We start from the raw sequence: 18,888 nt of genomic DNA on the forward strand, positions 1-18,888 counted from the left end.
TTTATTGCTAAGTCATTATGTCTATTCATCTTGTTATCATTGATGCCCTAAACCTGATCCGCCGAGTGCACTCAGCACAACCAGATCCAACCGACATAGCAAGAACCATAAGCACAACGCAAAGAACCCTCACTCGCATTCTGTCAGAGGCCAACCCGACACACATCATCGCAGTTTTTGATCACCACGAACAAGACAGAGGTTGGCGCGCTGAAATTCTCCCTGACTATAAGCAAAACCGAAAACCAATGCCTCTGCCACTACTGCAAGGGTTAGATGCGATTCAACAAGCGTGGTGGGAGCAAGGTATTGATTCATTGCTGTCTGAAGGCGATGAAGCAGATGATTTGGTTGCTACACTCGCAACGAAAGTGGCCAGCCATGGTGAAAAAGTCACCATCGTTTCGACTGACAAAGGTTACTGCCAGCTACTTTCCCCTACCCTACAAATCCGTGATTATTTCCAACATCGTTGGTTAGATGAACCATTTATCGAAAAAGAGTTCGGCGTAAAACCAAGTCAACTAGCGGATTACTGGGGATTGACAGGGATAAGCTCTAGCCAGGTTCCGGGCGTACCTGGAATTGGCCCGAAAGCAGCGAAAGAGATTCTCACTCAGTTTGAGAGTATTGAAGCTGCCTACGCTAGTGAAGATCTCGTACCGAAATACCGTAAAAAATTGGATGAGCACATTGAGTCTGCTCGTTTATGTAAACGCGTCGCCGCTTTAAAGTGCGATATCGAACTAGGCTTTAACTTGCAAGATATTCGCTTTTTAGGGCCAAACAAAGCGGAGTAGTGCCCGATGGTAGTTTCACACCATGAAACCCTCAGATATTAAAAAAGCGCCATTTGAAGGCGCTTTTTCTATTCTAATCACTATCCCCAAAAGACTCAGGGAATAAAGTTAGTAAGGTGAAATATTCGACAGACATTGGATATGAATCGTGATTTCTTCACGATCATGATACAAATGTTTAGCTTGTAGCTTGAACTTTACCTTATTATCAATGAGGAACTGCTTCAGATTTTCAAGGTCTTGCAGCACTTCGTCATAACGCCCTTTCATTGGCAGCTTAAGGTTAAAGATAGCCTCTTTTGCCCAACCTTTTAACAGCCACTGTCCCATCAGGTGAGCAACACGAGCTGGCTTTTCCACCATGTCACAAACAATCCATGTTACGTTCTTGCGGTCTGGTTCGAACTTAAAGCCATCCACCATATGGTGTTTGATCTGGCCAGTTTCCATCAAACTGTCTGCCATCATGCCGTTATCAACGCAGTGAACGAACATTGAGCGCTTCACTAATTGGTACGTCCAACCGCCTGGACATGCACCTAAATCCACACCCCACATACCTGGTGCTAAACGCTCATCCCACTCTTCACGTGGAATAAAGACATGAAATGCTTCTTCCAGTTTAAGTGTTGAACGACTTGGAGCGTCTGCTGGGAATTTAAGGCGAGGGATACCCATGAAGAACTGTGAGTTGTTGTCAGTGTAAGAGTAACCAACGTAACAGTGGCCAGGCTCAACAAAGCAAATGTGCAGTACTGGTTTTTTCGCGTTATCTTTGTTCAGCATTAAGCCTTTGCCGCGCAACGCTTGACGCATTGGGACGGTAAACTTACGGCAGAATTTCAGTAGCTCTTTCGCTTCATTTGTATCTGGCGTTTCAATTCTCAAATCACCACAACGAGGGAATGCTTCAATGTCTGCTAGTTCATTCAAAATTGGACTAATGCGGTCATCACTTGGCAACGATTGAAACTCAGCTGCTACCGCAAACATTTGTCGAGCAAAAATTAAAGACTTAAAGTCTAAACCTCTCGCAAGTTTGTCGGCATCTCCATCTTGGTAACACTCGAAGACAACATAACCTGAGTTTCTCTTCACACGAGGGAAGCCATACACTTCCAACTGTGTCGCTTTGTCCTGAATTTCACCAGCACACTCTTTCTCAAAGCCAGAACGGCAATAGAGCATTAGTTGTTTCACTTGGAGACCTCTTTGATATTGAACGCAGCAAAAAAGAACAGACACCAACCAATCATGAACAGTAATCCTCCCACAGGAGTAATTGGCCCAAACCACTTAATGCCCGTCAGCGCCAGCGCGTAAAGACTGCCGCTAAAACAAAAGATGCCGATAATAAAGCAAATCGCCGCAATGAAAAAATATTTTTGTGCTTTTTGTCCCAAATTGAGCAGAAGCAGAATGGCACAAAACACAATCGCCAACGTGTGAATAAATTGATACAGAACTCCGGTCTCAAATACACCGAGCAAATAAGGGGCCAGTGTCGCTTTTAGCCCATGAGCAGCAAATGCTCCAAGAGCGACCGAAAGCAGCCCAGAAAAACCAGAGAATGAGAGTAACCACTTACTTTTCACTGTACACCTCTTTTATAAACGCCGCTAACTGCTCTATCACGAGTGCAATGTTACCCACTTCAGTATGACCTGAGATCTTGCGCGGTTTGAAGCTGTGGTCACCATCAGGTAAAAAGCTCACCGTTACTTGTGACGAAAGGACGAAATCATCGAATTCCTCACGCTTACCAAAGGTGTCTCGTTCCCCTTGCAGAATCAGCGTAGGTTTCTCAATGGTTGCTAAGTGCTCGCCTTTGTATTTCTCTGGCTTTCCCGGCGGGTGAAATGGAAACCCTAAACAGGCAATGCCCGCCACCAGCTCATTTTCAGCCAACAAGCTCGACATACGACCGCCCATTGACTTACCACCAATAACCACGGGAGAAGAAGTAAAGTGAGCGATCACTTCGCTGTATGCTTCGAGCAACTTTGGCGCTCGATCGGGCGGACGCTTTTTGCCATCTTCCGAACGTTTCACCATGTAAGGGAAATTAAAACGCACTACACGAATACCTTGCTCCACTAATCCTTTGGCGACCGCTGTCATGAAGTCATGCTCCATCCCCGCACCTGCGCCGTGAGCAAAAATAAACAGCGGTCCGTTTTCAGGTCCCTCAGCTATCCAGTGATTCATCCAATACTTCCTCTTGTTCTTTTCTCGCGGTTGCTAACATCCAATCTCTAAACGTTGCGATTCGGCCCATATCTGCCTGCTGTTCATGACACACCACATAGAATGCATTCTTAGATATCAACACCTCGTCGAATGGTGCAATGAGTCGCCCGGCTTCCATTTCAGGTTTGGCGAGTACGTTGTTACCGAGCGCGACCCCCTGACCGTGCGCAGCAGCCTGTAGCACCATCGTTGAGTGACTAAAAATAGGACCGTGGTTTACGTTGATGCCTTCAATGTTGTAATGACGAGCAAACTGCTTCCAGTCTTTACGCGAAGTATCGTGTAACAAAGTATGTAATTTGAGGTCACTTAAAGATTCTAATGGTTTGTTACCCAAAAGTAATGAAGGTGAACAAAGTGGGATCAAAAACTCTTGGTACAATTTATCTGCTCGCAAACCTGGCCAGTTCCCACGGCCATAGTAGATCGCCACATCAACATCATCAGTCAGTGAGCCTTCATCCATATCTACGGCTTTAATACGTACATCGATATCGGGCTCTTGAGCATTAAAATCGGCCAAACGAGGTACAAGCCATTGGATAGCAAAACTCGGCGGTAGGCTAATCGTCAATGCCCCTTTTTCGCTACGTTCCAACACCTTATCTGTCGCTTCCGCAATCGAGGTGAAAATATCTTTGATATCGAGAAAGTAACTTTGGCCTTCTTCTGTTAACAACAAAGAACGATTACGTCGACGGAAGAGCTTCAATGATAAGAACTCTTCAAGCGCTTTAATCTGGTGACTGACCGCGGCTTGAGTAACAAATAACTCTTCTGCTGCTCGTGTAAAACTGAGATGACGAGCAGCCGCTTCGAAGACTCGAAGCGAATTTAATGGAGGCAATCTGCGAGACATATGGGACCTCTAATAGGATTAGTTTTTTTAATCTGAAACATTATAAAATGTCCGTTGTCGAACAGCCAGATAAATTCTATATTTCACCCCGCAACACGGGCCTGAACGGCTTGATTTCTTTGGAAATCAATTGGCTTCGTTGTTGCGATGTTGTGTTTGCAAACTCGTATTTCGAGTTAGGTAGATTTCTACCATAATGTTTTGTCCACACTCCCTGTGACAAAACATATACTTCCTGTATTTATTTTTGACCTGTCTGTCAAATTTGTTACACCGCCTAAATTAGGCGGTGTTTTTTTATCTATCAAAAATCTCATCCGCATATCTGGCAGCAATATCACTTTATTACTCTTCTTTCGGATTAATTATCGTTATATCAACACAAAGTGTATGGCTTTGCGATGAGCCTCAACATTATGCTAAGTAATGGTTGTCTGTAACGCGATCAAAAACAAAAAAGGCGCAAATTGATGTCTCAATTTGCGCCTTTTAACGTATTTTAACAGTCAGCTATGGACGGTAAACTTTTACGTTGCTGAAGCCTTGCTCTTGCAAGTAAAGCGCTTGCAGACGGCTCATCACACCGCGGTCACAGTAAAGTAGGTATGTCTTAGACTGGTCTAAGTCACCAAACTGTGTACCCAGCTTGTAGAAAGGGATATGTTTCACATCCACACCTTCGATTTCAAGTGGGTTATCGTCTTCCTCTTCAGGACTACGAATATCTAGCACAACCGCGTGCTCTTCTACCGCTTGAACTTGCTCTACTTCTGGTGCGGCTTGCTCAGACTCTTTCGCGATATCACGAATGTCCATCATGCGAGCTTCTTGAACCACTTGCTCAAGGATACTGAAGTCGAATTTCTCTTCTTCAGCTTCTAGCTTGCCTTTCACCGCTTTCACGGTTGGCTTCTTAGAGATAACACCACAGTATTCTGGCATTGTCTTTGCGAAATCTTCTGTGCCGATTTCACGTGCTAGATTGATGATGTCTTCTTTATCCCAGTTGATAAGTGGACGCAGAATCAGCGTGTCAGTTACGTTATCGATGTGGCGTAGATTGGTTAGCGTTTGGCTCGATACTTGACCTAGTGCTTCACCTGTTACCAATGCTTCGATCTTCATCTTCTGAGCGATCATGCCTGCTGCACGCATAAACATACGCTTCAAGATCACGCCCATTTGGCCGTCATCGACTTTCTCTAGGATTTCCGCAACCACAGGCTCGAAATCAACTGAGATAAAACGTACTTTTGCTGAAGAACCGTATTTGTTCCATAGGTAGTGAGAAACCTGCTTAACGCCGATTTCGTGTGCTGGACCACCTAAGTTAAAGAAGCAGTAATGTACTTTTGAACCACGCTTGATATGAAGATAGCTTGAAACACCAGAATCGAAACCACCCGAGATCAGGCTTAACACGTCTTCTTGCGTACCCAGAGGGAAACCACCTAGGCCTTTATGACGAGACAATACTTGGTTTAGCTTGTCGTTCGAGACTTCTACCTTGATCGTCACGTCTGGGTTTCGTAGCTTAACACTAGCGCTTTCAATCGCTTGATTTAAACCACCGCCTACATAACGCTCTAGTTCAATGGAGGTAAAGTCATGCTTGCCGCGACGCTTCGCACGTACAACAAAGGTTTTATTTTCGAGTGCAGCACGGTTGAGTTCTAGTACTTGCTCGAAGATATCGTGCAAGTCTTTAAATTCAGTTTGCTTCACTTCCAGTACGTGGTGAATACCTGGTGTATGAGTCAAAACCTCAAGAACTTCAGCGTGGAATTCGTTACTCTCAGAGGTCACTTCAATGTGATCACGACGGTTAAATACCGCGACAGACTCCGTGCGGCTCTTAATGATGTTACGAATGTTGCACTCTAAAATCTTTGTGAAGCGCTTACGCACAGATTCACTTTTTACAAAAATTTCTGGATGGGGCTTTACAATAAATTTCATAGTCTAATTCGCAGGTTAGTTTCGCAATCAACAAAGAGTGACACTCAACTTCAATACTTCATACGCAGTAAAACCGCGTTTCAGTCACAAAAAGTAGTCTGAGCTCACTTTTAAGGCGCAAGATTATACACCCAAGCGGATTGGAAAAACAAAAAAAGCGAGCAATCTGCTCGCTTTCTTATCTCTTTACTGACTTAAAACTAAAGCCTAGTTATTGAATTACTGGCACTTCTTCACTGTAGAGAGGCTCGCCTTGCATAATGCTGATTTCAACCCGTCGGTTAAGCGCACGATTTTCATCAGAATCATTCGGTAACAAGGGCTCCGTATCCGCCATACCCCGCACTCTCAAACGTTGATGAGAGAAGCCTCTCACTTTCTCCATCTCTTGCGCGACTGATACTGCACGCTGAGAAGAGAGATCCCAGTTAGAACGATAAAGTTCCGAGTCTAGCGGTCGATTGTCTGTATGGCCAGATACCCGAACAATGCCTGGCACGTCTTTTACTAGCTCTGCAATCTGACGAACTAAAGGACGAAACTTAGGCTGCAAGAAGGCCGAACCTTCTGGGAATGCACCTTTTTCACGCATACGTATAACAATCTGCTGACCGAGGTTTTCAACTTCAATGGCGCCTTGTTCAATCTCTCGCTCTAAGGCTTTCTTGATGCTTTCCATCAAGGTTTCCATCTCTTGCGACATCTCTTTAGATTGCTGTTGTTGCATGTCCGCTTCGGCAGACTCATTGTTTTGAGTTGACGTTTCTGGCGATTGCCCACCCGTTAACTTGCCTTCATCACGTTTTGTGCCACCAGCTCGATCAGACTCTCCTTCATGGAATTCGAGCGTCTGCTGAGTGATGTCCATGGTTTGCTGCATGATAACATCAATCGGAGTAGGTTCCGGCCTACCCGGTCGAAACTCTTGGGCAATAATGCTGGTGCCTTTGGGAATGTCTTTCACTTCAAGCTGATTTTGCACACCGAAGGCAAATTTCATTGATCCTGCAATTTGTTTGAACTTCAGTACATCCATCTCAGAAAACGAGAGCAGAAGAACAAAGAAACACATCAGCAGCGACATCAAATCTGCGAATGTCCCCATCCATAACGGGAGGCCAGGTGGCGGACAATCGCATTTGTTATCTTCATCATCCATCACGACTCTCCAAGTTACTCGTCAATCTCAAGGGCACGTTTACCTTCATTGAGGTAGTTCTTCAAGTAACTATCGATCACTCGCGGGTTTTGGCCATCTTGAATCGCTAATACGCCATCCATGATCAAACGGCGATTTAGCGTTTCTTGGTCACGGCGAAGAGAAAGCTTATCCGCAATAGGGAAAAACACCATATTGGACAGGATCGCGCCATACAATGTGGTCAAGAGTGCAACGGCCATTGCTGGTCCAATCGCTTTAGGGTCATCCATGTTTGAAAGCATCGCAACAAGACCAACCAAGGTGCCAATCATTCCCATCGCAGGAGCAACGTCGCCAAAGGCGCGAAATACACCAGTACCTTGCGTATGTCGTTCATCCGTAAGCGCGATGTCTTTTTTGAGTGCCGCTCTCACAACGTCGGCATCATGGCCATCAACCAGTAGATCAATGCCTTTCTGCATGAATGTGTTGTTTATTTCCATCTCTTCAAGAGCAAGAAAACCACCTTTACGTGCCGCGTCGGCCATTTCCACAATTTTTGCGATCAGGTCTTCGGGTTCATCCGCTTTAAACATGAAGGCTTTGCCAGCAATCTTTGTCGCACCAAAAAACTGTCCCATTGTGAACTTCATCAACACGACGAATATTGAGCCACCAACGACAATAAGGATCGACGTGACATCGACAAACATGCCGATGCTGCCACCAAGCACCATCGCCATAATGACGAATGCAAAACCACCAATCAAACCTAATAGGGTTGCTAAATCCACAAAGCACTCCTCACGCTATACTCAAATACTGCCATTGGGCGGATTATTACCTGTATCGACAACTCGCGCAGAATTTTTAGAAAAATCTTAGCTAATGGATCACAAATTACACTTAACAACCTCAACCAAAATATGGGGTTTCACCGCTTAGACTCGTTGAACGCTAATTTTGTGACAATTATATAAGGTTAAATTTGACCAAGTTACTAGGCTAAGGTAACTTTCGTGCATCTTACCCGAGGCTTGATTAAGGCAGAAAAAAGATGGCGGTCAAGAAACCAGAAAACATGACCTTTGAAGCAACCATTGAAGAGCTTGATAGCTTGGTTGATCAATTAGAAAATGGCGATCTTGCTCTAGATGATGCCCTGCGTAAGTTTGAACGAGGCATTGCCTTAGCTCGTGCAGGCCAAACTAAATTAAGCGACGCCGAACAGCGCGTGAGTATTCTTCTTAGTGAAGATGATGAAGCACCACTGAGTGACTTCAAACCAGATTCAGAATAACAATCAGTAGTGAGCAATGTGATGCAACAGACATTGACGTCTTTTCAACAAAGAAACAATCAGCAATTGAATTTGTGGCTCGATCAGCTTCCATATCAAGAGCAGCCATTGATTCAAGCAATGAAATACGGCCTTTTGCTAGGTGGAAAACGCGTTCGCCCTTTTCTTGTTTACATCACAGGTCAAATGCTCGGCTGTAAACCTGAAGACTTAGACACCCCCGCCGCTGCTATCGAATGTATACATGCCTACTCACTCATTCATGATGATCTGCCAGCCATGGACGATGATGAACTGCGTCGAGGTCAACCAACTTGTCATATTAAGTTTGATGAAGCAACCGCAATACTGACAGGTGACGCACTACAAACTCTTGCCTTCACTATTATTGCTGATGGTCAATTAAGCCCGGCGGCAGAAGCTCAACGCATCAACATGATCAAAGCATTAGCGCATTCCTCTGGTGCCAGCGGCATGTGTGTAGGGCAAGCCTTAGATTTAGGCGCGGAAAATCGCCAAGTTTCTCTTGAAGAAATGGAAGAGATACACCGTAAAAAAACCGGAGCTCTGATTGATTGTGCGGTAAAATTAGGTGCATTAGCTGCTGGTGAGAAAGGTATCGAGGTTCTACCTCACTTGGAGCGCTACTCAAAAGCAATTGGTTTGGCGTTTCAGGTTCAAGACGATATTCTTGATATCATCAGTGACACAGAAACACTGGGTAAGCCTCAAGGTTCCGACCAAGGTCTGAATAAGAGCACTTATCCTTCCCTGCTGGGTTTAGAGGGAGCCATAGAGAAAGCTCACACTCTGTTACAGGAAGCACTTCAAGCATTGGAAGCTATCCCATACAATACTCAGTTACTCGAAGAGTTCGCCCGATATGTCATCGAGCGCAAAAATTAACACTATAAGCGCGCATTTATATGACTCTTGATATTTCAAAGTACCCAACACTGGCGTTAGCAAATACACCGGAAGAATTACGTCTTCTTCCGAAAGAAACATTACCAAATCTGTGTGATGAACTGCGAACGTATCTGCTAAATTCAGTGAGCCAATCTAGCGGACACTTAGCGTCTGGCTTAGGCACCGTAGAGCTAACTGTCGCTCTGCATTATGTTTACAACACCCCTATCGACAAATTGATCTGGGATGTTGGTCATCAGGCTTACCCGCACAAAATCCTCACCGGACGTCGCGATAAAATGCCAACAATTCGCCAAAAGGATGGTCTACACCCTTTCCCTTGGCGTGAAGAAAGTGAATATGACACGTTGTCTGTCGGTCACTCTTCGACATCTATCAGTGCAGGCCTTGGCATGGCCATCAGCGCACAAAAAGAAGGCAAAGGCCGTAAAATTGTCAGTGTGATTGGTGATGGCGCAATTACAGCAGGCATGGCATTCGAAGCCATGAACCACGCTGGCGACGTTCATCCTGATATGTTGGTGATTTTGAACGACAACGAAATGTCGATTTCAGAAAACGTCGGCGCCCTGAATAACCACCTTGCAAAAGTACTTTCTGGTAGCTTGTATACTTCTATCCGTGAAGGCGGTAAGAAAGTGCTGTCTGGTGTTCCACCTATTAAAGAGTTGGTTCGCCGTACGGAAGAGCACCTAAAAGGCATGGTAGTGCCTGGTACTCTATTCGAAGAATTCGGCTTTAATTACATTGGCCCGATTGATGGGCACGACGTCAATGAACTCGTCAAAACGCTAAAAAACATGCGTGAGCTCAAAGGTCCTCAGTTCTTACACATCATGACCAAGAAAGGCAAAGGTTATGAGCCTGCCGAAAAAGATCCTATCGGCTACCATGGTGTTCCTAAATTCGATCCAACGCATAACTGTCTACCGAAAAGCAGTGGCGGTAAGCCAACTTACTCAAAGATCTTTGGTGACTTTTTATGTGACATGGCGGCCCAAGATCCTAAGCTAATGGCAATTACGCCAGCAATGCGCGAAGGATCAGGTATGGTGCGTTTCTCAAAAGAGTACCCAGACCAATACTTTGATGTGGCGATTGCTGAGCAGCACGCAGTGACACTGGCAACAGGCATGGCAATTGCGGGCGATCATCCAATCGTTGCTATCTATTCGACTTTCTTGCAACGTGGTTATGACCAATTGATCCACGACATCGCGATCATGGACTTACCAGTGATGTTTGCGATCGACCGCGCAGGTCTCGTTGGCGCAGATGGTCAAACTCACCAAGGTGCGTTCGATTTGAGCTTTATGCGCTGTATTCCGAACATGGTGATCATGGCGCCAAGTGACGAAAACGAGTGCCGACAAATGCTTTACACTGGCCATAAGCATTCTGGCCCGAGTGCGGTTCGATACCCTCGTGGTAGCGGCATGGGCGTAGAAATCGAAACTGAGTTTACGGCGTTAGAAATCGGTAAAGGGCGCATGGTTCGCCAAGGTGAAAAAGTTGCTATTCTGAACTTTGGTACTTTCCTGGGCAACGCGCTAGAAGCGGCAGAATACCTTAACGCCACTGTTGCTGATATGCGCTTTGTGAAGCCGCTCGATGAGGCATTGATTCGTCAACTAGCCGCAGATCATGACGTGCTCGTGACGTTAGAAGAAAATGTTATCGCGGGTGGTGCTGGTGCTGGTGTCGTTGAGTTCATGATGAAAGATAAAATCATTAAACCTGTGTTGAACCTAGGTTTACCAGATGAGTTTATTCATCAGGGAACACAAGATGAACTGCATGAAGAGCTTGGTCTCGATGCAAAAGGAATTGAAAAATCCATCTTGGATTATTTAGCAAAATAGAATGTAAAAAGGGATGCTCATAGCATCCCTTTTTTTACGGTCAACGTTTAATTCATCCAGCCCGCATATTTTGCGACTAGAAACAGGGCAACACCAGCCATAATTCCCGCCACGATATCATCAACCATAATACCCAGCCCACCGTGAACTCGCTTATCTAGCCACCCAATTGGCCAAGGTTTTACCATATCGAAAAAACGAAATAAGATGAAGCCAGTGATCAACCACTTCCATTCAGTGAGTGGAATATTCAGTGCAGGTACAATGCTCATCGTAATCCAAAAGCCTGCAAACTCATCCCATACGATTGAACCATGATCATGAACTTTCATGTCTGCAGAGGTCACTTGGCATATTTGAATGCCGATCACACACGAAATCAGAACAACAATGACATACGCCGTAAATGGTAATTGTGCCAACAACAAAAAGAAAGGCACGGCCGCCAGTGTGCCCATTGTTCCAGGGATAAACGGGGATAATCCACTGCCAAAACCCGTCGCCAATAGATGCCACGGGTTCTTTAATGAAATCAGAGAAAGAGGGTTGGTCATATCCTTAAACCTATACTGCTAGTTTGGTTTCAATCGTCATGCCTGTGAGTTGCTCAATAGTAACAGGCTCTTGGCTAGAGCTTAGCTTAGATCATTTAAAGTGGTCGAAGCCACTTAAGTCCCAATCAAGTGGTTGATTGTTATCATGCAGCTCGAAGGTTCCATTTGGTCGGATTTGACCAATACATGTGACCTTACAGCCAGTATGAGATAAAGCGCTTTGTAACGAGCCTCGATTTTGCTCCGGCACGGTAAAACACAACTCGTATTCTTCGCCACTTGCTAAAGCATACTGCTGCGCGCTGATCTTATCATCTAAAAACTGAACTAATTCTGAAGAGATCGGTAGCTGAGAGACATCAATACTCACCCCAACCTGAGATCGCTGTAAAATGTGCTTAATATCAGAGATTAAACCATCTGAAATATCTATCGCCGACGAGGCTAAGCCAACAAGAGCTTGTCCAGCAAGCACACGCGGAGAGCTAAGGTAATGAGCCCGCTCTAGTGCTTCCGCGCCGGCTCTGCTGCGCAGAGAGTCATCTAGAATCACATCCAAGCCAGCTTTTGCATCGCCAAGGTTTCCCGTTACATATACCCAATCCCCAGACTTGGCTCCGGATCGCGTGAGCGCTTTGTCTTCAGGTACAAAACCTTGCACCGTGAGTGTCAGACACAATGGCCCTTTGGTGGTATCACCGCCTATTAACTGAATACCATAGTAATCAGCCAGTTCGAAAAATGCATCACAGAAAGGAGCAAGCCATTCTTCATCTGGCTCAGGCATCGTTAATGCAAAGCTCACCCACGCAGGCGTTGCGCCCATCGCCGCCAAATCACTGATGTTAGAAGCCAATGCTTTGTGTGCGACCCATGCTGGGTTCGCGTCGGCTAAGAAATGCGTTCCAGCTACCAATGTATCCGTGCTAATCGCAATCTGAACATTAGCTGGCGCTTTGACCAAAGCACAATCATCACCAGCGGCTAGATGGACATCTTTACGTTGGCTCTGACGACCGACGAAGTACTTGTCTATCAGATTAAATTCACCAGACATAATTCACTTACTTTTTGATGTAAAAGCTTTTGATACAAAAAAGGTCAGCATGTGCTGACCTTTTCATTGAAGAAATCGTTATTTCTTACGAATGTGAGGTGCTGCTTTATCAAGTACACCATTCACAAACTTGTGGCTATCTTCTGCTGCGAAAACTTTTGCAAGTTCAATCGCTTCATTGATAACAACTTTGTAAGGAACATCTTCGCGACGAGTCATCTCGTACATAGCAAGGCGAAGAAGAGCAAGTTCCATCATATCTAAATCCTGCATAGGACGAGAGATGTATGGACGAATTTTGCTATCTAGCTCAGCGTGGCTAAGTACAACACCGCTTAATAGTTCACGGAAGTAAGCTACGTCTGTCTCTGGAGCAGCAAGCGCTGGCTCAGATGCATGAAGTTCTTCTTCATCGTATTTGTCGCCAGACAAAAACTGTTCTTCAATCTTGGCAACATTCTCTTTAGTAATTTGCCATGAGTAGATCGCCTGTAGAGCGAATTGACGTGCGTTACGACGTGCGGCTGGTTTCACACTGGCCCCCATTAGGAATCAATTTCAGATAGTACATTAATCATTTCAAGTGCGCTTAGTGCAGCCTCTGCACCTTTATTACCAGCCTTGGTTCCTGCGCGTTCAATCGCTTGATCGATCGTATCAACAGTCAAAACACCAAATGCTACTGGAATGCTGAATTCCATAGACACTTGTGCTAGACCTTTGTTCATTTCACTACAAACATAGTCAAAGTGAGGCGTTCCACCGCGAATAACAGACCCTAGAGAAACAATAGCGTCGAATTTGCCAGTTTTAGCAACACGCTGAGCTACTAGAGGTAGTTCTACGGCACCTGGACAACGCACAACCGTGATGTTGTCTTCGCTTACTTGTCCGTGACGCTTTAGTGTATCGATCGCACCAGAAAGTAGGCTTTCGTTAATAAAACTGTTGAAACGAGAAATAACGATAGCAATTTTTGCATTTGGCGCTGGGAAGCCACCCTCGATCACTTTCATAAGCTTTCCTTTAACTCTATTTATAAGTGAAATATGTTCATCAAGTGAGAATCGCCGGATTCTAGCACAAATTTGTGAGCAATATCTAATGGAAATTGGAGGCAAATCACCGGTTCCTAGCCATTGACGAGTTAAGCACGTCAAAGACTAGGAACTTATTGTTCGGTTGTTACTCGCAGACGTACTCAACAACGTTCAGACCAAAACCACCTAACGCGTGGTACTTTTTGTTGGTCGATGACAGAAGACGCATATCATGTACACCGAGATCCGCAAGAATCTGTGAACCAACGCCAACACGGCGAGACGTGCCTTGTTTTTTAGCAAGCGTTGGTGCTTCACCTTTGTCTTGCGCTTCGAACATCTTCACGCGATGAATAAGTAGATCAGTCGATTCTTCATGGCCAAGAACAACCAACACACCGCCCTCTTCACCAATGCGTTTCATTGCCTTATCTAGTGTCCAGCTGCGCTCTGCATTACGATCGCTACGTAGTAAGTCGGTAAAAACGTCTTGAAGATGTACGCGAACCAGTGGCGCTTTTTCTTTCAAATCGCCCTTGCACATTGCGTAGTGCACTTGGTTATCAATGGTGTCTTTGTAAGTGACTAACGTGAACTCACCAAACTCTGTCGGTAACTTGCACTCTGCCACACGTTCAATCGTTGTCTCAGTGTTATTGCGGTACTCAATTAGGTCGGCAATAGTGCCCAATTTAATACCGTGCTTCTCTGCAAAGATCTCTAGATCTGGGCGACGAGCCATCGTGCCGTCGTCATTTAAGATCTCAACAATCACCGATGCTGGCTCTAAACCAGCAAGACGAGCCAAATCACAGCCAGCTTCAGTGTGACCTGCGCGAGTCAGTACACCGCCGTCTTGAGCTGCGAGAGGGAAGATGTGACCAGGCTGCACCAAATCCGCAGCTTTAGCGTTTGGCGCGACTGCTGCTTGAACGGTACGTGCGCGATCTGCGGCTGAAATACCAGTCGTTACCCCTTCTGCTGCCTCAATCGAAACAGTAAAGTTGGTGGTGTATTGCGCATTATTGTCTTGCACCATTGGTGGCAGACCTAGACTTTCGCAACGATCTTTGGTCATGGTTAAACAAATCAGGCCACGGCCATAGGTTGCCATAAAGTTGATGGCTTCCGGCGTAATATGCTCGGCAGCCATGATCAAGTCACCTTCATTCTCGCGGTCTTCATCATCCATTAGGATGACCATTTTGCCTGCGCGAATATCATCAATAATTTCTTGTGGCGTACTGATTGGCATAGTCTGTTATCCCGTTATTCTAAATTTGTTATTGCGACAGCAATGAAAAATTACGTTGCAGTGAATGCTAGTTAGGTCAATAGTTTGAGCTTTGCATTAAGCAAGTCAATGAATCTCGCGGTGTTCTGTGAGTCTGCTCTTTATCGCATGCCTCACGCAGCCACTCCCAAGACTTATGCAAAACCGTTTTGCTGTAAAAAGTCCATCGTGATACGAGACTCGGCCTTATCTTCTTGTTGTCCTTGCAGTAAACGCTCCATATAACGCGCAAGTACATCAACTTCTAAGTTGACTTTGCGCCCCACTTGAAACTGGTCAATCGTAGTTTCTTCACTCGTATGAGGAACGATCGTCAGCTTAAAAGCATTTTTACGTAAGTCGTTGACGGTTAGGCTAATACCATCAACAGTAATCGAGCCTTTCTCTGCAACGTACTTGCTAATTTCCGCAGGCATTGCAACCCAAAACTCTATCGCACGGCCAACTGAATTGCGTTCGACAATTTCACCAACCCCATCGACATGGCCAGAAACGATATGTCCACCCAATCGCGTTGTTGGCAACATGGCTTTTTCTAGATTCACCTTATCGCCTACTTGGTAATCAGCAAACCCAGTTTTCTTCAAGGTTTCTAATGACAGATCAGCACTGTAATAGTGGCTTCCGAAGTCAACTACCGTTAAGCAAACACCATTGGTCGCAATGCTATCGCCTAACTTAACGTCTGACATATCAAGCGTACCCGTTTCAACCGTGACGGTGATGTCTTCGCCCTTCGGCGTAATCGCAGCTAACTTGCCAACTGCTTCTACTATTCCTGTAAACATACTATTTCTTATCTAATTTCATTACGTTTTATGGTGGCGGTGATGCGAATGTCTACCCCAACCATACGAACGTCTGTAATGTTTAAATCTATGACGTCAGCCATAGCGCTTAACCCTAAAGCACCGATAAGCCCCCGACCATCGCTGCCCATGAGTTTTGGCGCAAGGTAAACAATGAGCTCATCTACAAGATTAGCCTTTATCATCGCACTCGCTAGCGTAGCTCCAGCTTCAACCCATAAGTGATTGATGTGGTGCTCATCCGAGATACGTTTTAATGTCGTTGATAAGTCAATTTGGTCAGCGCTGTCCAATAGAGGGATACAGTCTCCATCAGAGCGAATAATAACTCGCTCTCCATCGGTGTGGAACAGCTTGAGCGCACCCGTTAAATGGTTCTGACGGTCTAAGATTACACGTACTGGTTGACGAAGTTCTTCTCGTAAATACTGCGCTTGAACACTGGTAGGTAAGTCATCCCAACGCACATTGAGTGACGCATTATCATCAATCACCGTTTTGCTGGTAGAGAGAATACCACCACTCATCGCTCGATAACGCTGCACATCTTGGCGGGCCGCAGGGGAGGTGATCCATTGGCTCTGACCATTATTGAGTGCGCTTTGCCCATCCAAACTGGCTGCCATTTTTAATTGAACAAACGGCATGCCTGTGCGCATGTACTTTATAAAACCAGGGTTAAGGGCAAGGGCATCTTGCTCTAACAAGCCGATTTGTACTTCAATTCCGGCATCACGTAACATCTGGATGCCGCGACCTGCAACTTTCGGGTTTGGGTCTACCATGGCGCAAACCACACGTGCCACTTTGGCTTTAATCAGCCCTTCGGCACATGGCGGTGTACGGCCGTAATGAGAGCAAGGTTCTAGCGTCACATAAGCGGTTGCACCAACTGCTTTTTCACCCGCCATGCGCATCGCGTGCACTTCGGCATGCGGCTCACCAGCACGATGGTGATAGCCTTCACCGACAATTTCTTCATCACGAACGATGACACACCCTACATTTGGATTAGGGGCGGTGGTATAAATGCCACGTTTCGCTAACTTAATAGCTCGTGACATCATGGCGAAATCTAAATCAGAAAACGCTCTTTCAGGAGAGTGTTGAGTCATGAGCTACTCAGTCTTCTAGGCGGGCAATCTCTTCGCCAAACTCGCGAATATCTTCAAAGCTGCGGTAAACGGAAGCGAAACGAATGTAAGCCACCTTATCGAGCTCTTTGAGCTGGTCCATGACTAAATTACCAATCATTTCACTCGGAACCTCTCGCTCACCCGTCGCACGCAGTTGTGATTTGATCATACTGATCGCTAACTCTATAGAATCGGCACTCACTGGGCGTTTCTCTAAAGCGCGTTGAATACCGCCAACCATTTTATCTTCATCAAATGGTTCACGGTTGCCATTCGATTTGATCACTTTAGGCATCACTAACTCTGCGCTTTCAAACGTAGTGAAACGCTCGCTACACGCCAAGCACTGACGGCGACGTCGAACTTGATGGCCATCAGCCACTAAGCGGGAATCAATAACTTTGGTATCGTTCTCGGAACAAAAAGGACAATGCATATCACCTCCATATCTATACCAAAATAACCTCATGAGCAATCACGGATAACCACGCGTTCATGGTTATACGGACTCTATTAAAGCTATTTGGGTATAACGCTTTAAAACCGAAATAAAAGCTCATGTAGTGTAGCGGAATTGGTATGTTAGACAAAACAAAAAGGGGCGCAAAGGCCCCTTTTTCACTCAAGATCTCGTCGAATGTGTTAACTGCGTGCTAAGTAGTTCGCTTTACCAACCCACTTGTAGCTAGTTAGCTCTTCTAAGCCCATCGGACCGCGTGCATGTAGCTTTTGTGTAGATACTGCGACTTCTGCGCCAAGGCCAAATTGCGCACCGTCTGTAAAGCGCGTTGAAGCATTCATATAAACCGCCGCCGAACCGACAGAATTGATGAACAGTTCTGAGTTTTCCAAACTATTGGTCATGATCGCATCTGAGTGGCTCGCGTTATGGACACGCATATGATCAATGGCATCTTTCACATCAGACACAACTTTTACACCAAGAGTGTAGCTCAACCATTCCGTATCAAAGTCACCTTCAACAGCATCGCGAATTTGTGTTGCTTGAGCCATCAGTGCTTTTGCCTTAGGCTCTGTCACGAAGGTCACTTTATCGTTCATGCGCTCTACGATCATTGGTAGGAGTTGCGCTGCAATTTTTTCATGCACGAGCAGCGTATCTAATGAGTTACACGCAGATGGACGTTGAACTTTAGAGTTCTCAACCACATTCAGGGATTTCTCTAGATCAGCGGATTCGTCGACAAAGATATGGCTGATACCAAAGCCACCAATAATCACCGGAATCGTGCTGTTTTCTTTACACATTTTGTGTAGGCCAGCACCACCGCGTGGAATGATCATGTCGACGTAATCGTCCAACTTAAGCAATTGAGAAACAAGCTCACGATCTGGTTTTTCAATGTACTGCACAGAAGCGGCAGGAAGGTTCGCCTTTGCGAGCGCAGACTGAATAACCTTCACTAATTCCATATTCGAGAAAAAGGTCTCTTTGCCACCACGTAAAATGCTTGCGTTGCCGGTTTTCAAGCACAACGCTGCGATATCAATGGTTACGTTTGGACGCGCTTCATAAATTACGCCCACGACACCAAGCGGCACGCGACGACGAGACAGTGACATCCCATTTTCCAGTACCTTACTGTCTATTTCGCTGCCTACAGGATCGTTCAGGCTAATGACGTTGCGAACATCATTCGCAATTGCAGTCAATCGTTCTTCGTTAAGCAAAAGGCGATCGAGCAGCGCATCGGTTAAACCCGCTTCACGGCCAAGTTCGATGTCTTTAGCGTTTGCCGCCAAAATAGCAGCAGAGTTTGCTTCTAGCTCATCAGCAATGATGGCTAATGCTTGGTTTTTTTGCGCAGTTGACGCTGTCGCTAATTCGAAAGCTGCATCTTTAGCAGCTTTACCCATATTCGTTAAATCCACTTTG

General features: G+C 45.6%; 20 protein-coding genes. 4 read left to right on the forward strand and 16 right to left on the reverse strand.

Annotation, left to right across the window (positions count from 1 at the left end; translation table 11 throughout):
• Positions 1-17 precede the first annotated feature (17 nt).
• Positions 18-800, forward strand: coding sequence for a flap endonuclease Xni (gene xni, locus R7M92_RS13520; protein WP_053350270.1), 783 nt, complete (start codon positions 18-20; stop codon positions 798-800).
• Between the two features lie 108 nt (positions 801-908).
• On the opposite strand, the gene rlmM is transcribed toward xni, so the two are convergent.
• The 7 genes from rlmM to pomA form a co-directional block, all read right to left on the reverse strand.
• On the reverse strand, positions 909-2,000 hold the full coding sequence (gene rlmM, locus R7M92_RS13525; protein WP_017820611.1) for a 23S rRNA (cytidine(2498)-2'-O)-methyltransferase RlmM: 1,092 nt from the start codon (positions 1,998-2,000) through the stop codon (positions 909-911).
• Positions 1,997-2,395: a DUF423 domain-containing protein gene (locus R7M92_RS13530; RefSeq protein WP_154204796.1), complete on the reverse strand. Its 399-nt coding sequence runs from the start codon at positions 2,393-2,395 to the stop codon at positions 1,997-1,999. The genes rlmM and R7M92_RS13530 overlap by 4 nt, the downstream gene beginning before the upstream one ends.
• Complete coding sequence (locus tag R7M92_RS13535) at positions 2,385-3,008, reverse strand: alpha/beta fold hydrolase (protein ID WP_154204797.1); 624 nt, start codon at positions 3,006-3,008, stop codon at positions 2,385-2,387. Before R7M92_RS13535 ends, R7M92_RS13530 begins: the two co-directional genes overlap by 11 nt.
• The gene (locus R7M92_RS13540) at positions 2,989-3,909 is read right to left on the reverse strand and encodes a transcriptional regulator GcvA (RefSeq protein ID WP_005383616.1); all 921 of its coding nucleotides are present in this window, start codon (positions 3,907-3,909) and stop codon (positions 2,989-2,991) included. The genes R7M92_RS13535 and R7M92_RS13540 overlap by 20 nt, the downstream gene beginning before the upstream one ends.
• 510 nt (positions 3,910-4,419) lie before the next feature.
• Entirely contained in the window at positions 4,420-5,868 is a 1,449-nt protein-coding gene (thiI, locus tag R7M92_RS13545; RefSeq protein WP_005383617.1) for a tRNA uracil 4-sulfurtransferase ThiI, read from the reverse strand.
• A gap of 211 nt (positions 5,869-6,079) precedes the next feature.
• Positions 6,080-7,027: a flagellar motor protein MotB gene (locus R7M92_RS13550; protein WP_042521210.1), complete on the reverse strand. Its 948-nt coding sequence runs from the start codon at positions 7,025-7,027 to the stop codon at positions 6,080-6,082.
• Between the two features lie 14 nt (positions 7,028-7,041).
• The gene (gene pomA, locus R7M92_RS13555; protein ID WP_005381564.1) at positions 7,042-7,803 is read right to left on the reverse strand and encodes a flagellar motor protein PomA; all 762 of its coding nucleotides are present in this window, start codon (positions 7,801-7,803) and stop codon (positions 7,042-7,044) included.
• A gap of 263 nt (positions 7,804-8,066) precedes the next feature.
• On the opposite strand from pomA, the gene xseB reads away from it, so the two are divergent.
• From xseB to dxs, 3 genes are read left to right on the forward strand one after another with little or no spacing between them, the layout of a single operon-like run.
• Positions 8,067-8,309 carry an exodeoxyribonuclease VII small subunit gene (xseB, locus tag R7M92_RS13560; RefSeq protein WP_005381566.1) on the forward strand — a complete coding sequence of 81 codons (243 nt, stop codon included), beginning with the start codon at positions 8,067-8,069 and terminating at the stop codon, positions 8,307-8,309.
• 21 nt (positions 8,310-8,330) lie between these two features.
• Positions 8,331-9,215, forward strand: coding sequence for a (2E,6E)-farnesyl diphosphate synthase (gene ispA / locus R7M92_RS13565; protein ID WP_005383621.1), 885 nt, complete (start codon positions 8,331-8,333; stop codon positions 9,213-9,215).
• Between the two features lie 20 nt (positions 9,216-9,235).
• Positions 9,236-11,101: a 1-deoxy-D-xylulose-5-phosphate synthase gene (dxs, locus tag R7M92_RS13570; protein WP_005383623.1), complete on the forward strand. Its 1,866-nt coding sequence runs from the start codon at positions 9,236-9,238 to the stop codon at positions 11,099-11,101.
• A gap of 47 nt (positions 11,102-11,148) precedes the next feature.
• Here dxs and pgpA read toward each other — a convergent pair whose 3' ends face one another.
• The 9 genes from pgpA to R7M92_RS13615 form a co-directional block, all read right to left on the reverse strand.
• On the reverse strand, positions 11,149-11,655 hold the full coding sequence (gene pgpA, locus R7M92_RS13575; protein ID WP_005381569.1) for a phosphatidylglycerophosphatase A: 507 nt from the start codon (positions 11,653-11,655) through the stop codon (positions 11,149-11,151).
• A gap of 91 nt (positions 11,656-11,746) precedes the next feature.
• The gene (thiL, locus tag R7M92_RS13580) at positions 11,747-12,712 is read right to left on the reverse strand and encodes a thiamine-phosphate kinase (RefSeq protein ID WP_213909972.1); all 966 of its coding nucleotides are present in this window, start codon (positions 12,710-12,712) and stop codon (positions 11,747-11,749) included.
• A gap of 78 nt (positions 12,713-12,790) precedes the next feature.
• A complete protein-coding gene (nusB, locus tag R7M92_RS13585; protein WP_005381571.1) occupies positions 12,791-13,258 on the reverse strand; it encodes a transcription antitermination factor NusB in 468 nt (155 codons plus the stop codon).
• On the reverse strand, positions 13,258-13,728 hold the full coding sequence (gene ribE / locus R7M92_RS13590) for a 6,7-dimethyl-8-ribityllumazine synthase (RefSeq protein ID WP_005381572.1): 471 nt from the start codon (positions 13,726-13,728) through the stop codon (positions 13,258-13,260). The genes nusB and ribE overlap by 1 nt, the downstream gene beginning before the upstream one ends.
• Before the next feature lie 169 nt (positions 13,729-13,897).
• A complete protein-coding gene (gene ribBA, locus R7M92_RS13595; protein ID WP_005381573.1) occupies positions 13,898-15,007 on the reverse strand; it encodes a bifunctional 3,4-dihydroxy-2-butanone-4-phosphate synthase/GTP cyclohydrolase II in 1,110 nt (369 codons plus the stop codon).
• A gap of 173 nt (positions 15,008-15,180) precedes the next feature.
• Entirely contained in the window at positions 15,181-15,834 is a 654-nt protein-coding gene (locus R7M92_RS13600) for a riboflavin synthase (protein WP_005383626.1), read from the reverse strand.
• A gap of 8 nt (positions 15,835-15,842) precedes the next feature.
• Entirely contained in the window at positions 15,843-16,970 is a 1,128-nt protein-coding gene (gene ribD, locus R7M92_RS13605; RefSeq protein WP_005383627.1) for a bifunctional diaminohydroxyphosphoribosylaminopyrimidine deaminase/5-amino-6-(5-phosphoribosylamino)uracil reductase RibD, read from the reverse strand.
• Between the two features lie 7 nt (positions 16,971-16,977).
• Positions 16,978-17,427: a transcriptional regulator NrdR gene (nrdR, locus tag R7M92_RS13610; protein WP_005381578.1), complete on the reverse strand. Its 450-nt coding sequence runs from the start codon at positions 17,425-17,427 to the stop codon at positions 16,978-16,980.
• A gap of 206 nt (positions 17,428-17,633) precedes the next feature.
• Positions 17,634-18,884 (reverse strand): glutamate-5-semialdehyde dehydrogenase, encoded by a 1,251-nt coding sequence (locus R7M92_RS13615; RefSeq protein WP_318133633.1) that lies wholly within the window; start codon positions 18,882-18,884, stop codon positions 17,634-17,636.
• Between the last annotated feature and the right edge of the window lie 4 nt (positions 18,885-18,888).

It is taken from the genome of Vibrio sp. Vb2880 (genome assembly GCF_033337975.1).
GTDB classification, from domain to species: Bacteria; Pseudomonadota; Gammaproteobacteria; order Enterobacterales; family Vibrionaceae; genus Vibrio; species Vibrio alginolyticus.

What these genes read in the sequence shown, in the direction of transcription:
- xni (WP_053350270.1), top strand. Translation starts at nt 18, where the DNA reads ATGTCTATTCATCTTGTTATCATTGATGCCCTAAACCTGATCCGCCGA.
- R7M92_RS13535 (WP_154204797.1), bottom strand. Translation starts at nt 3,008, where the DNA reads ATGAATCACTGGATAGCTGAGGGACCTGAAAACGGACCGCTGTTTATT.
- R7M92_RS13540 (WP_005383616.1), bottom strand. Translation starts at nt 3,909, where the DNA reads ATGTCTCGCAGATTGCCTCCATTAAATTCGCTTCGAGTCTTCGAAGCG.
- thiI (WP_005383617.1), bottom strand. Translation starts at nt 5,868, where the DNA reads ATGAAATTTATTGTAAAGCCCCATCCAGAAATTTTTGTAAAAAGTGAA.
- R7M92_RS13550 (WP_042521210.1), bottom strand. Translation starts at nt 7,027, where the DNA reads ATGGATGATGAAGATAACAAATGCGATTGTCCGCCACCTGGCCTCCCG.
- xseB (WP_005381566.1), top strand. Translation starts at nt 8,067, where the DNA reads ATGGCGGTCAAGAAACCAGAAAACATGACCTTTGAAGCAACCATTGAA.
- ispA (WP_005383621.1), top strand. Translation starts at nt 8,331, where the DNA reads ATGCAACAGACATTGACGTCTTTTCAACAAAGAAACAATCAGCAATTG.
- dxs (WP_005383623.1), top strand. Translation starts at nt 9,236, where the DNA reads ATGACTCTTGATATTTCAAAGTACCCAACACTGGCGTTAGCAAATACA.
- pgpA (WP_005381569.1), bottom strand. Translation starts at nt 11,655, where the DNA reads ATGACCAACCCTCTTTCTCTGATTTCATTAAAGAACCCGTGGCATCTA.
- thiL (WP_213909972.1), bottom strand. Translation starts at nt 12,712, where the DNA reads ATGTCTGGTGAATTTAATCTGATAGACAAGTACTTCGTCGGTCGTCAG.
- nusB (WP_005381571.1), bottom strand. Translation starts at nt 13,258, where the DNA reads ATGGGGGCCAGTGTGAAACCAGCCGCACGTCGTAACGCACGTCAATTC.
- ribE (WP_005381572.1), bottom strand. Translation starts at nt 13,728, where the DNA reads ATGAAAGTGATCGAGGGTGGCTTCCCAGCGCCAAATGCAAAAATTGCT.
- ribBA (WP_005381573.1), bottom strand. Translation starts at nt 15,007, where the DNA reads ATGCCAATCAGTACGCCACAAGAAATTATTGATGATATTCGCGCAGGC.
- R7M92_RS13600 (WP_005383626.1), bottom strand. Translation starts at nt 15,834, where the DNA reads ATGTTTACAGGAATAGTAGAAGCAGTTGGCAAGTTAGCTGCGATTACG.
- ribD (WP_005383627.1), bottom strand. Translation starts at nt 16,970, where the DNA reads ATGACTCAACACTCTCCTGAAAGAGCGTTTTCTGATTTAGATTTCGCC.
- nrdR (WP_005381578.1), bottom strand. Translation starts at nt 17,427, where the DNA reads ATGCATTGTCCTTTTTGTTCCGAGAACGATACCAAAGTTATTGATTCC.